Genomic DNA, 16,163 nt, shown 5'->3' on the forward strand with positions numbered 1-16,163 from the left:
CGGCCCGAAATGATTAACCCGGACTATATGCCAGATATTAAAACCATAAGTGGACTAAGCAGCCTGATCGCGACACGCAGTAGCGTGGCGCAACTCTTGTCCCTGTTTGATGAATTTGTTGCCGATTGCGGTGCCGTCGCGAGCTATGTTTTTGCTTTTGCGTATGGGCAGTATGACGAACCAACCTTATTGACCCCTATTCATTGCACATTTCCAGAAAGTATACTGAACTTCTATAATGAAAATGCGTGCATGGCCGTCGACCCAATTGCCCGAGCGGCCTTAGCTTCGTCTGTACCCGTGACATATAGCCAATATAAAAAGGAATATACCGAGATTCCGGTTATGAAGGAACTCCTTCAACAAATGGCCGATCACGGTATTCCCGACGGTATTTCAATGAAAGTCCTCACACGTCCGGGGCGCATTCTTTATGTTTCGATGGGCTTTCCGCATTCTACTGACCAGATTTCAGACTACGAGTTTCGTCGCATTCGAAGCGCTGTCGAAATGTTTGCACGACATGGCGCATCCCTGCCGGACAACCCGTTGGTGCAGCACATCATCAAACCGCTCTCTACCAAAGAGCTGGAAGTCATCGCCCAAGTGGCCAAGGGTTCTTCTAACAAAGAAATTGCACGGGCGCTGGATCTCTCCGTAAGTTCGATAAATACCTTAGTCAGCCGGGCCTTTGAAAAACTTGGCTCAAACTCTCGCCCCCAGGCCGCAATGTCCGCCTCTCGCCACGGGCTGATTGTCGGGGATAAAAATTAGTGCACTCGTACTAATTTAAAAATTTTTAGCCCTCTAAATATCTGTATATTCGCTGTAAGAAAACAATGAACGGCCATTCATCACAAATACTTCCAAAAAGCCGCCAATTAAGGTAGTGTTATTGTAGGGTGATACATTAGTACACTTGATCTATTTATGTGGGTTATTCACGTGACAGACAGGGGTTATTGCATTTGATAGAGAGCGGATCCCAATAACTTCAAAGTGGGGGAGCCACGATGAACGTCACATGTCTGAACCAAGAGATTGAATCGATCCAAGCCCACGCTGCGCCACTAACCGCAGAGCGGACCGATCACCACCAGCAATTATTTGCTGTGTTCAAAAAAATAGAAAACGCGCTCGCCCAGAATACGAATTCCGATGCGCCAGAAGAAACAAAGCGGATCGAAGGGCTAATTGAAGCGCAAACCGTGGTCATTCGGACTGCAGCCACGTTACCCGCACGAACTGCTAAAGACCTGATGTATAAACTCGCCCTGTGGCGCTGGGATGCGCCGGATTTGGACAAGCCAGTGCAAGACATGCATCGCGCAGACGCTATCGCCTATTCTGCCTTTAGGGATCTCGCCGATATGTTGAGCGACAATTCCACACTAAAGGACATCGACCATAGCAATTAAGAACGTTGAGGAATTATTTCTCCCCCCATTCCGACACGAACTTGATTGTCTTGCGGAGAAACGCGGCTTGAAAGAGCCGCGTTTTTTCTGTTTCAGGAGTGCAGAGAAGTGCGCCGGTTAAAATACGCCCGGAAGCTTAAGCGCTTTAGATTGGTCGATTTCGACCTTACCTTCTTCGCCAATCACTGACTTGATTGCCTTTTCACGCGCAGCCATCCACGCCTCGGGATTATCAACCTGAAGCGGTGCCGCTGAATCATCGACTTTACCGTCAATAAAATTCCAGAACATGATCTGATTTGCGAGGCTGCGATCTTTTTCGCCGCGACCGCCATTCTCAGCATCAAGCACAGTACGGATCGACGGATCTGCACCTAGCGCATTCGCCTTACGAAGCAATAACTGTTCGCCATCGGTTGGCGGTTGCGCATTCGAATCCCCAAGCAGAACCTGCTGGGCGCGTTCCGAAGGAGAAAGCTCTTGCGGGCGCGATTCACCTGGCTTTGGCGGACGCAACGCATAATCAGGCGGAACCACCAGCGGTGCTTTGGTTGCGATAGCAAACTCGTCTGGCGCGTTTTTCCCGCCGCCGACCGCTTTGCCAATTCCGCAACCACTCGTCATTATGGCGATCGCAGCAGCGGCGAATGTCAATTTTAAAACCGAATTAGATGTCATCGAATAAATACTCCACGCCTCAAAGCGCCCCATCTGGACGCGCACTATAACGAAGCGCGCGGCGCACGCAAACGTCCATTCACCGTATTAGGCGTCTTTGCTTTCATCGGATGACGACATATCGCGGGTCTTCCACGCATCAAACAACAAAAGCGCAATACCAATATTGATCGCACTATCGGCGATATTGAAAACCCACGGAAAATACAGTCCAGAAAAATCCAGAAAATCGACGACATAACCATAAGCAATGCGGTCATAGAGATTGCCGAGCGCGCCCCCAATGATAAAGCTAACCCCAACCGCAGCGACGACGCGCTTTAGCTGACCCAGCCAGAACGCCAGCGCGCCCGCCACACCGATAGAGATCAGGGATAGAATTACGCGCATTCCCGACAACATACCAAAGCTTGCGCCACGGTTTTCGACATAGGTCAGGTCAAAAATGCCGGAGATTTCGATTTTGCCAATCTCCGGCAAGCCAACCACATGAACAATCCAGTATTTCGACGCTTGGTCTAAAAGCGCGATGACGACAGCCCCGATCAATCCCCAAAGAAATAATCGGTTATGCCGCGCGACGGACCACCAGTCCGCCATGCGCTTGATCACCCCCGAAAGTCCGGTCGAAAGCTGGCGTTGGCTCATGCGTTTTCCACCACATCATCACAACGCTTGCAAAGATCAACGTCAACTTCGGGCAATATCCGCCAACAGCGCTTACACTTGATACCTGCGGCCTTTTGGGAGACCACCGCAATGTCGATGCTCTCACCCTCCAGACGGAAGGCATTGTCCGGGGCCGGGTCACCACTTAACGTCGCGCCCGAGGTTATAAAAAGCTCCGCAGGATCAAGCCCGTTATAGGCGTTCAACATTTCCGGATCCGCCACATAAGCAACAGGCGCTGCTTCTAGGCTGGCACCGATACGTTTTTCACGTCGCTCGACCTCTAATGCGCCCGTCACAACACGGCGCACATCGCGAATTTTGCGCCACTTGGCAGCCAACGCATCATCGCGCCACTCACCAGGGGTGTCGGGGAATTGCTGAAGATGAACCGAACCATCCTCAGACGGATACCGTTCCAGCCACGCCTCTTCCATGGTGAACACGCAAATCGGCGCAAGCCATGTGGTCAACCGGTCAAAAACCGCTGACATCACCGTTCGTGCTGCGCGCCGGCGTGTTGAATTGGGGCTATCGCAATACAGACTATCTTTGCGAATATCGAGATAGAACGCAGACAGCTCCAGCGAAGCGAAGTCGAGGCATTTGCGCCAAACGCCTTTGAAATCAAGCTTGTCGTAGCCCGCACGGACTTCTTCATCGAGCACAGAAAGCCGGTGTAGGATATAGCGCTCAAGCTCCGGCATTTCTGCCGGCGTTACTTTTTCGTCGTCGCTGAACTCATAAAGTGCACCGATTAGATAACGCATCGTGTTGCGCAATTTGCGATAAGCATCCACGGACGATCCGATGATTTCATCAGACACACGAAGGTCGTCGGTGTAATCAGAACTCGCCATCCATATACGGATGATTTCTGCACCATACTGCTTGATGATCTGGTCTGGAGCCATGACATTGCCGAGAGATTTCGACATTTTTCGGCCATCGCCATCAACCACAAAGCCGTTGGTCACCACATGTCCATAGGGCGCGCGACCGCGCGTACCACAACTTTCCAACAGCGAAGACTGGAACCAACCACGATGCTGATCAGACCCCTCGCAATAAATATCCGCAGGCCAACGAAGATCGGGGCGATCCTCAAGCACAAAAGCATGGGTTGAGCCAGAATCGAACCAAACATCGAGGATGTCGTCGACTTTCTCGTAATCATCGACCGCGTAATCCGCGCCCAGGAAATCGGCTGCGGGCGTATCAAACCACGCGTCCGCACCTTTTTCGGCAATGGCGCTAGTGATGCGGCCATTCACAGCATCATCGACCAAAACCTCGCCAGTCTCTTTATGTGCAAAGATCGTGATGGGCACACCCCATGCGCGCTGGCGTGAAATTAGCCAATCTGGCCGTCCCTCGACCATCGTGCGAATTCGGTTACGCCCTTGCGGCGGTGTGAATTGTGTCTCGTCGATAGCGTTGAGTGCATTCTCGCGCAGGGTTTTGCCGTTCTGTGTTGGTTTATCAAGTGCGATGAACCATTGCGGTGTATTTCGGAAAATGACCGGCGCTTTCGAGCGCCAAGAATGCGGGTAAGAGTGTTTAATCCGTCCGCGCGCCAAAAGCTTTCCGTGGGCGATCAATTGCTCGACCACTGCCTTATTCGCACCGCCGTCTTTGCCCTTTTTCTTGCCTTCGATGACAAGAACCTGCTCGCCAGTGAAGCCCGGCGCTTCATCCGTATAAGCACCGAACTCATCCACGGTGTGCGGAATCTCAACCTGCGTACCGAACGCGCTAACCCAGGCAATATAATCGTCCTGACCATGGCCCGGTGCAGTGTGCACAAACCCCGTACCCGCCTCGTCGGTCACATGATCCCCGGCCAATAACGGCACGTCAAATTCATAACCGCCGCCAAAACCTTTTAGCGGATGCGCACAATGCCGGTCTTTTAAGGCCTCTGCGGGCACATCACCCACACGTTTCCATTCTTCGATCAAGCCCGCTTCGCGTACGCTTTCCGCGAGGGCATCAGAAAGGATCAATCGATCACCCGGCGCGGACCATGGCTCAAACTCTAGGTCGCCCTTCATGGCAACAACTTCGTATAAGCCATAAGACATTTTCGGCCCGTAACAGATCGCCCGATTGCCGGGGATCGTCCACGGTGTCGTCGTCCAAATCACAACCGACGCGCCTTTAAAATCGCCGCTCTCAAGCGGGAATTTAACCCAAATCGTTGTGGATTGATGGTCGTGATATTCGATTTCAGCCTCGGCGAGCGCGGTTTGCTCAACCGGCGACCACATCACGGGTTTTGACCCACGATACAAAAGCCCGGCCTCTGCGAATTTCAGAAGCTCCGATGCGATGCGTGCTTCGGATGCGAACGCCATTGTCGTGTACGGATTATCCCAATCACCCTCACCACCGAGGCGTTTGAATTCATCACGCTGAACATCAAGCCATTTCTGGGCATAGATCCGACATGCCGCCCGGAATTCAGAAGATGGAACATCGCGCTTTGCGCGGCCATTACCCCGGAACTCTTCTTCGACCTTCCATTCGATCGGCAAACCGTGACAGTCCCACCCCGGAACGAAATTGGCATTATATCCGGTCATCTGTTTTGAGCGAATGATCAGGTCTTTAAGAATTTTGGTCAGTGCCGTACCCATATGGATATGCCCGTTGGCATAGGGAGGCCCATCATGAAGTACGAAACCTTTGCGGCCTTTCGCGTCTTCACGAAGGCGCTGATAAAGCCCCATATCCGCCCAGCGTTTTAGCCATTGTGGCTCACGCTTAGGCAAACCAGCCCGCATCGGGAACTCGGTTTTGGGGAGGAACAATGTGTCTTTGTAATCGCGGCCCTTGGTTTCATCGTCGGCCGATGCATCTGGCATCGTTTTTCTCTTCTCTAAACATATCGCCCCCAAAGGGGCCAAAAAAGGTGAGCAAACCCCGGTCCCGGCTACCTAAGCATGAATGCTAGGGCAACGCCGAGCCGGGCAAAGAATTCGCGCCCCAACCTGAATGGGAATGGTCGCGATGGAAAAGTGAAAATGAGCCATCATCACAGCCCTATAACAGGCACGCCCGCCGCCGTCACGGGGGCGGGCGCACTGAACCGCCGTAATTTCTAAAATTATCGCCAGACCAACCAACCGAGTATTGGCCGGGCTTGGGACAGCATAGGGCTAGATCAGCTCCATCCGGTAAACCCGGCTGCCGCTCGCCTCGCAGGACATGGCCCGTGCCCACCGCTCACCGCCACGCTGGGCGGTCACGGTGGCGGTCATCATCCAAGAGTCACCACGATCTTCCACGGTTTCCGGGCGGTAAGGCGCCGTGACCACAAAGCCGCGTTCCGCTAATGCGCCTCGGGCCTGATTAAGACAGGTTTGATAAGCCGCAGCAGACGAACCACCGTAAGCGTTACTGTAACGCGCATTATCACCGCCAGCGAGTTCATCATCATATGGATCATCAACCGGTGCATCGTCATATCGCCGATCCGCATAACGGTCATCATAATAACCGTCGTCATAATACCGGTCATCACGATAGGCATTACGGTGATAACGGTCTTCGTAATAACGATCGCGGGCGCGATCTTCGGCTCTGTTCTCGGCAAGCTCGTTCAAAATGATCGCACCGCCAATTACGCCAAGGGCAATCGCAGCGCCTTTTCCACCACCACCGCCTCGGTGATGACGCCGATGGTGGCGTCGATGATGGCGGTGGCCGCGATAATGACCACGGTTATAATGGCTGTACCCGGCATTGTAATATCCACCGCCACCGTAATAACCGCTTGAATACCCGATGCTGACATTGCTACCCGCCATCGAGGTTGCGCCGGCGCCAAACACCATTGTGACCGCAGCCACCGCCAGCGTTAATTTCCGCGCCTTTTTATTTTTGGATTTGCCAATCGTCATTACACAACCTCCGCCACCCGCGTGCGAAAAGCACGGGGTATTCGTTTGAATTTTCATTTTATCACGAAAATTGTCGAGAATGTGGCGGTACAACGCACATTTGTGCGAGCTTAACGGCTCAAAATTTCTTTAGCCTGCTTACAATCTTGGGCGATTTGCGCACTTAACTCATCAAGACCATTGAACTTTTTCTCTTCACGCAAAAAGGCGATAAATTCGACTTCAATTTCCTTGCCGTAAAGATCACCGTCAAAATCAAAAAAGTTTGTTTCAAGCAAAGGTGACTCTGCCCCAACGGTTGGGCGGCGCCCAAAATTTGAAACTGCTTCATAGGTTTTCCCGCCAACAGATGCGCGGCATGCATAGACACCCTGACGCGGCGCAATGATCTCTCCCAAGCTCATATTCGCCGTCGGAAACCCGATTGTCCGGCCTAGCTTGCGACCTTCCTCAACGGTTGCGACAACCGACCAAGGGCGCCCTAAAATCTCCGCCGCGCGCGCAACGTCACCATCGAGCAATGCCTTGCGCACTGCACTGGATCCAAATTTATCTGTACTCGAATCTTTTGAAATTGTTTCAACCAACTTGACCGCAAGACCGATGTCCTCGCCGCGGTTTTCAAGCATCGCACCATCACCGGCCCGCCCGGCGCCAAACCGAAAATCAGCCCCCGCAACAACGCCCGCGAGCCCTAACTTATCTTTCAATACACCTTCTATGAACTGTTTTGGCGGCATCGCCGCCAACGCTTCGTCAAAAGCCAGAGAATAGATTTCTTTTGCACCATACTGACGTAGCAATGCGTTTCGTTGTTCGGGCAGGGTCAGCAAGAATGGTGGATCATTTGGGCGGAAATATCGACGCGGATGTGGATCGAAACAAACCACGCCTGGTGCCGCATCATGTTCATGGGCGAATTTTGCTGTCTCAGCCAAAAGATATTGGTGCCCACGATGGACACCATCAAAATTCCCAACGGCTGCAATGATCGGTTTTACCACGTTAACGCCTCAGCTGCTGCCACTGCGGTTACACCTGCTACGTCGAGCTGAGCTGCAATCGACGCACTATCGGTCGCGCCATCATGTATGCCGCCGTCACCCGCAATCAACAACACATCTATATCCTGTTTATTTGCACCAAGAATATCTGTTTTAAGGCCATCGCCCACAGCAAGGATACGGTTTTTTGCAGTCTTTTGACCGCGTAATTCATCAACCTTTTCCAACGCCAAATCATAAATTGGCGCATGGGGCTTGCCGCCGAAAATCACCTCGCCACCAAATTCCGCATAGATTTCAGCAAGCGCGCCAGCGCACCAGATCATCCGCCCACCCCAGTTCACGACAATATCCGGGTTAGCGCAAATCATCGGCAAGCGCCGTTGCGCAGCTTTTGAAAGCAACTCCCGATAATCCTCAGGCTGGTCATTTTGGTCGTCGATCATGCCAGTACAGATGACAAACTCGGCTTCTTCAACGGGCCGAAAATCAATATCCAGCCCCTGGAAAAGCGCATCATCCTTTGATGGACCCAACCGAAATGCAGGCGCAGGAAGCCTGGCCACGATGGCCGCGCGCGTCGCGTCGCCAGAGGTCACAATCCCGTCAACCGCCGCTTTCGGCAGGCCCAATCGGGCAAGTTGCGGCGGAATAACCGACGAAGGGCGCGGGGCATTGGTCAGAATGATCACCGGACCGCAATTTTCGTGAAAGCGCGTCAAAGCGTCTGCAACGCCCGGGAAAAGCGTCACCCCATCATGGATAACACCCCACGCGTCACACAGGAGGGCGTCATAGCGCTCAGCGAGCGCGCCGAAGGATGAAATGATCGGTATCTGTTTCACAGGGCATGGGCGATAAGGCCGTAGGCCTCGACGGTCAAGCGTCGGAAGCGGATTGACCGTTGCCCGATTGACGCGCGCGGCCTAGGCCACCGCGCGTACAGGTTCTTTTACCGTAAATTGCGTCGCAATCTGCGGAACACCAAACAGTGTCCCCTGACCATAATCTATGCCGAGTTCAAGAATATGAGGCATTTTTGATTCATATTCGATTTTCTCGACAATCAGGTCGATTCCATTGTCAAAGAGCGCCTGTTTGAACTGATGAACACACTTGCGCCCTTCATCGCCCTTGCTGCTTTCGGCCAGCAACATAGCGCTCGATGCTTTTACATAACGGAAATTCTTTGCGCGCAGCGCCGCCCAGTCGAGATCAAAACGACGAATATGGTCCACAGAAAACGCATAACCACGCTTTGCGATGGCTTCGAGATTCGTGCGTACCCGGTCATGCATCATCTCAACCGCAGGATAGGTAAATTCAAAAACCAACCGATGCGCCAAATCTTCGTTCGCATCGAGATAATCGGTAAAGCGCGTGAAAAAGTCATTGTCGAAAATTGTTGCAGGAGACAGGTTGCAGAAAATCCGATGTTGACTGTTCATTGGGTCGAACTGGCGCAGCGCCTGTACGGCCCGCAATAAAATCATATTGTCGATAACGCCAATGCGGTTCGCCCGCTCCGCCGCATCAATATAATCTGCGGGGCGTAAAACATCTCCGTCGGCTTTGCGAAGACGCGAAAAGGCTTCGTAGTAACGCAGCTTGCGCTGAGGCAGGCTAACGATCGGCTGAAGATATAAATCAATGCGGTCATTTTCGATCGCGTTTTGCACTTCTTTCAGCACATCCGCATCGTTTTCACTGACGTCGCTCGCAGGTTCAAACGCCAAATCCGGTTGCGCCTTGCGCCGCGCTGGTTGGAATTTGTCCACCAACCCCCGCAGCATTTCTAATTCTTGCTGGGCGCGGCTGAGCGCAAATCCGGCACGCGCATGTAGGATGATTGACACGACCAATGCGGTCGCTAACCAAATTTCGATCTCCGGTCGAAACCCGGAGGAAATACTAGCAACAACCAAAATTGCACCGGCGATGCCTGCGGTAAACAGGACGGCCCCGCTATATCGTGAGCTCTTCTGCCGAAAATTCATGTCCGCGCCTCGTTTCTGACGATCCATCTGAACGCGCTCTCCCTTACGCATTTCAACCCGAACATTTTTAAGAAAAGTCTCTTTAAAAGCGCTTAATTCTCCGCAACGAAATCAGCTTCAATTAAAAAAAACGCCGGACACACAATGATGTCCGGCGTTACTAAAATATTAACGCCGCGAAAAGCGGCAAGGCACATCCGATTAGAACTGCGCCTCTATCGGATCGATAATGATTTCCACCCGGCGGTTCGCTGTCCGTCCATAATCAGTGTTGTTATCCGCGATAGGGCGAGATTCACCAAAACCAACCGCGCGCAAGCGCCCGGGCATTACACCCTGCGCCGCCAGATAATTTGAAACCGACAATGCACGACGTTCCGATAGTGTCTGGTTATAGGCTTCAGGCCCCGTTGAATCGGCGTGACCATAAACACTGACGGCGGTCTTGTTGTATTCCTTGAGCACCAACGCCACAGAATTCAACGTCTCATAGAACCCAGGCGTAATATCTGACTGATTAGTCCCGAACGTGATGTCTGAGGGCATGTTTAGGCGGATATTGTCGCCGTCACGGGTCACCGAAACACCTGAATTCGCTAGACGTTCGCGCAATTTGGCCTGTTGACGGTCCTGATAGACGCCAATACCGACGCCCGCTGCTGCACCAACACCCGCGCCGATCAACGCACCTTTTCCGGCATCACCCGCAATCGCACCAATAATTGCGCCCGCCGCTGCGCCCGCTGCGGCACCGCCGGCACCTGAAGTTACTGTACGGCTGGCGCGTTGTTCGCCCGTGTAAGGGTTTGTAGTACAACCAACCGCGAAAACCGCGATGGCTCCGATAATGAGTGCTTTCCGCATAATTCTTCCTTTCGCGCCTTGCGCAGACAAATTCGTAACGCATGTGTCTAGTGAAAGACCCCCACGTCAGCCGAGACCCGGCGAATTACCACCAGGTCGTGTCGGCAATATGGCGTTATTGTCGTTCGGCGAGAATTAAAAACACGTAATTGCGGCAAAAGTTGCACAATCTGACGCTTCCGAGAATTTTCCACCGAGATTAGTCGAAAAATTCTGAAAAAGGACGCCATTAGGGGCCTTGACGGTTGGCCGCTGCCTCCCTAAATCCGCGCTAGCACTCGCCGAAGGTGACTGCTAACAGGCGGCGTCGCCGTTCTGTTTTTTGTTTTTAATCGGTTGTTTTTATTAACATATCAACCTAGGGAGACGTTTGTTATGGCTTTTCGGCCTCTCCATGACCGCGTGCTGGTCCGTCGTATCGAAGAAGACGCGAAAACACCAGGCGGCATCATTATCCCCGACACCGTAAAAGAGAAACCACAGCAAGGCGAAGTCGTTGCTTGTGGCACAGGTGCTCGTGGCGACGATAACGAAATCGTTCCGCTCGACGTTAAAGCTGGGGATAAAATCCTTTTCGGCAAATGGTCGGGTTCTGAAGTCAAAATCGACGGCGAAGACCTGTTGATTATGAAAGAGTCGGACATCCTCGGGATCATCGACTAACCCATTCAATTTAATTTAGGAGACGCATAAATGGCTGCTAAAGAAGTCAAATTCGACGTCGATGCGCGCAACAAAATGCTACGCGGCGTTGATGTCCTCGCAAACGCTGTAAAAGTGACGCTCGGCCCTAAAGGTCGTAACGTCGTCATCGAAAAATCTTTTGGTGCCCCACGCATCACCAAAGACGGTGTATCGGTCGCAAAAGAAATCGAACTTGAAGATAAGTTTGAAAACATGGGCGCACAGATGGTGCGCGAAGTTGCTTCTCGCACGAATGACGAAGCTGGCGACGGTACCACAACTGCGACCGTTCTTGCTCAAGCTATCGTTAAAGAAGGCGCAAAAGCTGTTGCTGCTGGCATGAACCCGATGGACCTTAAGCGCGGTATCGATCTCGCCGTGACTAAAGTTGTCGCAGACATCAAAGCACACGCAACAAAGATTGCTTCATCTGACGAGATTTCTCAGGTCGGTACGATCTCTGCGAATGGCGAAAAAGAAATTGGCGAAATGATTGCCAAAGCCATGGACAAAGTCGGCAATGAAGGCGTCATCACGGTTGAAGAAGCAAAATCGCTTGAAACCGAACTTGAAGTCGTTGAAGGCATGCAGTTCGACCGCGGTTACCTTTCACCATACTTCATCACCAATGCTGACAAGATGGTTGCTGATCTCGAAGATCCGTACATCCTTCTTCACGAGAAAAAACTCAGCAATCTTCAGTCAATGCTTCCGCTTCTCGAAGCTGCTGTTCAGTCAAGCCGTCCACTGCTTATCATTGCAGAAGACGTCGAAGGCGAAGCCCTCGCAACTTTGGTCGTCAACAAACTCCGTGGCGGTCTGAAAATCGCTGCTGTAAAAGCTCCAGGCTTTGGCGATCGTCGTAAAGCAATGCTCGAAGACATTGCTGTTCTTACTGGTGGTCAGGTTATCTCCGAAGACCTCGGCATCAAACTAGAGAACGTAACGCTCGACATGCTCGGCACTGCGAAAAAAGTATCCATCAACAAAGATGATACAACAATCGTTGACGGCGCTGGCAACAAAGCTGACATCGAAGCACGTACCGGTCAAATCCGTCGTCAAATTGAAGAAACAACTTCAGATTACGACCGTGAAAAACTGCAAGAACGTCTAGCAAAACTCGCTGGCGGTGTTGCTGTAATCAAAGTCGGTGGCGCAAGCGAAGTAGAAGTGAAAGAACGCAAAGACCGCGTTGATGACGCTCTAAACGCAACACGCGCTGCTGTTGAAGAAGGCATCGTCCCAGGTGGTGGTTCTGCACTACTGTTCGCTGTTCGCTCACTCGCGGATACAAAAGGCGAAAACCCTGACCAGACTGCTGGTATCAACATCATCCGCAAAGCGCTTGAAGCGCCGATCCGCCAGATCGTTAAAAACGCTGGCGGCGAAGGTTCGATTGTCGTTGGCAAGCTCAACGAGCAAGACAACAACAAGTTCGGCTTCAATGCGCAGACTGACGAATATTGCGATCTCATCGCAGCTGGTATTGTTGATCCAGCCAAAGTTGTTCGTCATGCCCTTCAGGACGCAGCGTCTGTTGCTGGTCTGTTGATCACAACCGAAGCCATGGTTGCTGAAGCGCCGAAGAAAGATGGCGCACCTGCTGGCGGCGGCATGCCTGACATGGGCGGCATGGGCGGAATGGGCGGAATGGGCGGCATGATGTAAGCCACCCGCGCTCTATAAGTTTAGTTGCGTAAAAAGAAACGGCGGCTCTTTTGAGCCGCCGTTTTTTTGTTCGCAAAAACGTGAGGCTATAATTACCAAGGCGCAGATTCTATTGCGAAGACTTGGATAGTTTCGGCCTGGCCACAAATCCGGTCATCTGCCTGAACGGACCCGCGAACCAATATGCGATCACCATCGTCGAAACCTTCCATGTCACCAAGCAGCGTGAACAGGTTTCCTGCATCATCGCGCATCGCCGGACATTTTTTTCCTTCGTCCGTCAAAATTCCAACAACTGCCGCCTGTCCGGCGCTATCAACGCCGCCCGTAGGACTAGGTGTCACGCCGCCAACATAATCATCGTTTCTGGTTTTGCGAAAACGAGAAAACCAATTCCGGTTATTTTCTCGGCCCCGCTCAATTTTTTGAGGAGAATTAGCACGGACATAGCCTGCGTCTTGCGGCTCTATCGCGCGCTGTGAAACACGATTGGCATCACGTGTCACAACGCGTACGCGCTCACTAAATATTGTACGTGGCCCATCTTCGATAGCCGCTACGAATAATGCTGTCTGGCCTGAAACATTGTCCGGAACATCGACATCAGCAACAAACTTTCCGCGCGGGCCACTGCGAACTTCAGACACCTTTTCAAGGCTATTGCGATTGTCGCCCCCATAAATGGTGACCGGTGTACTGGCCGGAAACCCTTCTGCGGCAAGGGTAATTTGATCATCGTAGTAGACGCTGGTCTGAACCGCAGACATCACCGGATCATCGCCACCAAACACGCCGTCATGTGCCGATTGCGGCAAGCGCACCCGTTGGCCTCGACGTAAATCCGCAAAGTTTATGTTGGGGTTTACGTCTCTAAGCTCCCACATACTGACGTCGTAACGCTGCGCCAACCACGCGAGGCTTTCTCCATCACGAACGACATGCGTACGCGCGCGGGCATAATTTTTTCGGCTGTCACTCGCGTCAATGGCGTATGCCTCGGTCATGAAATAACCGTCATAATTATTAGGTCGCAGACCGAAATAGGCTCGTTCATTTTGGTACTCGTCAGGCAGACGAATATATTCGTCTATCCGTCCGTCCCCATCAGATTCCACCATTTTCAGCTTGGTTAGATTGTTCTTGTCCTTACCGAAAAACACGGTGACTTGCTCACCTTGTCGGAAATTCTCACCGATCACCCTGATCTTCCCATCGCGCGGCCCAAGGGCCGGCGAAATTGAGACCAATGGCGGTTCATTTTTATAATGAACGTAGTCACGCCGCTCGCGTTGACGCGGGTCTATTTGGGCATACCGAGGCAGATAAATTCGCTCCCCGACTTGCAACGCATAGGGATCAATATTTCCGTTTAAACGCCGAATCTCGCGTAGAGAAATATCAAACTGGCTCGCAATTTCACCAAGCGTGTCGCCACGGCGAACCACATAATAATTCCGGTCGTCTCGGTCAGTTTCGATCACGCTTGCCTGAATGTAATCGTCTGAATAGCGTATGTTTTGGCGGGACGAGCCTTCGTAAACAGTTCCTCGCACGTTGGGCACCCGAATTAATTCACCCGCTGATACGGCCCGTGGATTCCTAATTTGCGGGTTTACGTCGATTAATGCTGCGACCGGGACGTCACAATATTCAGCAATATCGGAAATCGTCTCGCCGCGCTCAATGTTGACACGGGCTTCACAATCCCCGTCAACGCGTTCCGCGCGCGCATCACCATAAAGCCGGTGGGCGACACGCGCACCATTAATGCCGTTAAAACTTCGCCTATCAGTCCGGTTACTTTCGTCATACCGGACATTTTCATAGCCACTTCCATAAGGCTCATATTGGTCGCTATACCGATAATCGTTACTGCTTGCACACGCGACCGCGCTCATGGCGACTACGCTCGCACCAAAAAATTTAGCACTCAAGGTCAAAACTTTGCGCGGGTCCTTGCCGCACACGAGCGCTTTGGTTGGGTGTTCCATCGTCATCATTCCCTCTCCACAGCGTCAACATGGTTAACTTCTTGATAACCAAACACAGTGGGTTGGCATTTGTTCCGACCTGTGAAACGTCTTAGGCTTCGATTTGCGCTTGCGTCCGGCCATGCCGTTAGGCAAAAGGCCGCTAAGGAAAAGCTTATGATTGCTGAATTATTGCCGACTTTTGTGGCGTCATTCGTCACATTGTTCATCGTGATTGATCCAATCCTCGTGACGCCTATTTTTGCGTCTCTGACGAAGGATGAACTTCCGCGCGAACGGCTTCGCATCGCGTTGATGGCCGCGTTCTATTCAATTCTAATTTTAGTGTTTTTTGGCTTCGCCGGGAATGCGTTACTACATCATCTTGGAGTCTCGCTGGATGCATTTCGCGCCGCTATGGGCATCATCTTGTTTATTATGGGCTTTCGGATGTTCTTTGATCCCGACAGCGAAACCCAAGCCAAAACCCCCGGCCCCAAGGCATCAGCACGGGACAATATCGCCTTCTTCCCTCTTTCCATTCCGATGCTTGCCGGCCCCGGCGCAATCGCAACCATCATGCTGGTCATGGGTCCCGATACAGCAATGATCGAAAAGGGTGCCGCCATGGTGGCCGTTGTAATCGTTTTGGGTATTGCCGTTTTGATGATGTCTTTTGCCAGCCGTATTGGTGACGCACTAGGCCGCACCGGCATGAACGCGATCACCCGATTACTCGGCATGTTGTTGATGGCGTTATCTACACAATATGTATTTGACGGAATTCGGGTTGGTATTCTCGAACAAATCAGCGCCGCTTAGTTCGCGCTATCCAGAACAGCTTTAGTGTCTGAAAACCCGTTGTCGCCGGGGCTTGCGCCATATCGCAACGTACCGCCGCGATAAGAAGCACCGGCACCATCCCCTGCACACACGAACCGACTCACACGCGGGGCATTGCCTTTGCGGCAAGCCGCTTCGAGCGCGCCCAGCGCACCATCACATGAAGACGCGATACTCACACCCTCAGGCCAGTTCGCCGCAGAGCGCCACTCAATCACAGTTTGAAATTTCATACCGCATACGGATTGTGTAAAGGCAGCTTCCCGGTCTAGAGCTTTTTCTTCCTGCTCTTGCTCACGGATCTCGCGCAGAGATTGCGCCTCGGCAACCGAAGACACAGCCAGCACACAACCACCCGACAGAAGGGCCGCCAAAATAGCGGCGGCTGTCCGGGAGGCGAGAAATCGATATGCTACAGCTGATAGTTGCATGAGAAAATAATGTTGCTCCAATGCGGCTC

General features: G+C 52.2%; 15 protein-coding genes. 5 read left to right on the plus strand and 10 right to left on the minus strand.

Going from position 1 to position 16,163, the window contains the following annotated elements; translation table 11 throughout:
* Positions 1–9 precede the first annotated feature (9 nt).
* Complete coding sequence (locus ABFZ84_RS03295; RefSeq protein WP_369312486.1) at positions 10–774, plus strand: helix-turn-helix transcriptional regulator; 765 nt, start codon at positions 10–12, stop codon at positions 772–774.
* A gap of 239 nt (positions 775–1,013) precedes the next feature.
* On the plus strand, positions 1,014–1,418 hold the full coding sequence (locus ABFZ84_RS03300; RefSeq protein WP_369312487.1) for a hypothetical protein: 405 nt from the start codon (positions 1,014–1,016) through the stop codon (positions 1,416–1,418).
* Positions 1,419–1,535: 117 nt separating this feature from the next.
* Here ABFZ84_RS03300 and ABFZ84_RS03305 read toward each other — a convergent pair whose 3' ends face one another.
* The 8 genes from ABFZ84_RS03305 to ABFZ84_RS03340 all read right to left on the minus strand — a co-directional run bounded on the left by ABFZ84_RS03305 (position 1,536) and on the right by ABFZ84_RS03340 (position 10,538).
* Positions 1,536–2,096: a DUF3035 domain-containing protein gene (locus ABFZ84_RS03305; protein WP_369312488.1), complete on the minus strand. Its 561-nt coding sequence runs from the start codon at positions 2,094–2,096 to the stop codon at positions 1,536–1,538.
* Between the two features lie 87 nt (positions 2,097–2,183).
* Positions 2,184–2,744, minus strand: a complete 561-nt coding sequence (gene lspA / locus ABFZ84_RS03310; protein ID WP_369312489.1) for a signal peptidase II — start codon at positions 2,742–2,744, stop codon at positions 2,184–2,186.
* Positions 2,741–5,632: an isoleucine--tRNA ligase gene (gene ileS / locus ABFZ84_RS03315; protein WP_369312490.1), complete on the minus strand. Its 2,892-nt coding sequence runs from the start codon at positions 5,630–5,632 to the stop codon at positions 2,741–2,743. Before ileS ends, lspA begins: the two co-directional genes overlap by 4 nt.
* A gap of 294 nt (positions 5,633–5,926) precedes the next feature.
* Positions 5,927–6,670 carry a hypothetical protein gene (locus tag ABFZ84_RS03320; RefSeq protein WP_369312491.1) on the minus strand — a complete coding sequence of 248 codons (744 nt, stop codon included), beginning with the start codon at positions 6,668–6,670 and terminating at the stop codon, positions 5,927–5,929.
* Between the two features lie 110 nt (positions 6,671–6,780).
* Positions 6,781–7,674, minus strand: coding sequence for a bifunctional riboflavin kinase/FAD synthetase (locus tag ABFZ84_RS03325; RefSeq protein ID WP_369312492.1), 894 nt, complete (start codon positions 7,672–7,674; stop codon positions 6,781–6,783).
* On the minus strand, positions 7,668–8,519 hold the full coding sequence (locus ABFZ84_RS03330) for a TIGR01459 family HAD-type hydrolase (protein ID WP_369312493.1): 852 nt from the start codon (positions 8,517–8,519) through the stop codon (positions 7,668–7,670). The genes ABFZ84_RS03325 and ABFZ84_RS03330 overlap by 7 nt, the downstream gene beginning before the upstream one ends.
* 81 nt (positions 8,520–8,600) lie before the next feature.
* Positions 8,601–9,671 (minus strand): EAL domain-containing protein, encoded by a 1,071-nt coding sequence (locus ABFZ84_RS03335; RefSeq protein ID WP_369312494.1) that lies wholly within the window; start codon positions 9,669–9,671, stop codon positions 8,601–8,603.
* 201 nt (positions 9,672–9,872) lie between these two features.
* On the minus strand, positions 9,873–10,538 hold the full coding sequence (locus ABFZ84_RS03340; protein ID WP_369314534.1) for an OmpA family protein: 666 nt from the start codon (positions 10,536–10,538) through the stop codon (positions 9,873–9,875).
* Between the two features lie 372 nt (positions 10,539–10,910).
* On the opposite strand from ABFZ84_RS03340, the gene ABFZ84_RS03345 reads away from it, so the two are divergent.
* Both ABFZ84_RS03345 and groL read left to right on the plus strand, forming a co-directional pair.
* The gene (locus ABFZ84_RS03345) at positions 10,911–11,198 is read left to right on the plus strand and encodes a co-chaperone GroES (RefSeq protein ID WP_369312495.1); all 288 of its coding nucleotides are present in this window, start codon (positions 10,911–10,913) and stop codon (positions 11,196–11,198) included.
* Positions 11,199–11,228: 30 nt separating this feature from the next.
* On the plus strand, positions 11,229–12,890 hold the full coding sequence (gene groL / locus ABFZ84_RS03350; protein ID WP_369312496.1) for a chaperonin GroEL: 1,662 nt from the start codon (positions 11,229–11,231) through the stop codon (positions 12,888–12,890).
* A gap of 92 nt (positions 12,891–12,982) precedes the next feature.
* Here groL and ABFZ84_RS03355 read toward each other — a convergent pair whose 3' ends face one another.
* A complete protein-coding gene (locus ABFZ84_RS03355) occupies positions 12,983–14,890 on the minus strand; it encodes a LysM peptidoglycan-binding domain-containing protein (protein ID WP_369312497.1) in 1,908 nt (635 codons plus the stop codon).
* A gap of 147 nt (positions 14,891–15,037) precedes the next feature.
* Here ABFZ84_RS03355 and ABFZ84_RS03360 point away from each other — a divergent pair, with 147 nt between their 5' ends.
* Positions 15,038–15,682: a MarC family protein gene (locus ABFZ84_RS03360; protein ID WP_369312498.1), complete on the plus strand. Its 645-nt coding sequence runs from the start codon at positions 15,038–15,040 to the stop codon at positions 15,680–15,682.
* Here the strand turns inward: ABFZ84_RS03360 and ABFZ84_RS03365 are convergent.
* A complete protein-coding gene (locus tag ABFZ84_RS03365) occupies positions 15,679–16,155 on the minus strand; it encodes a hypothetical protein (protein ID WP_369312499.1) in 477 nt (158 codons plus the stop codon). The two genes, ABFZ84_RS03360 and ABFZ84_RS03365, sit on opposite strands and share 4 nt — an antisense overlap.
* Positions 16,156–16,163: the final 8 nt, after the last annotated feature.

Origin of the sequence: Hyphococcus lacteus, from assembly GCF_041058985.1 — a bacterium.
Classification (GTDB): Bacteria; Pseudomonadota; Alphaproteobacteria; order Caulobacterales; family Parvularculaceae; genus Hyphococcus; species Hyphococcus lacteus.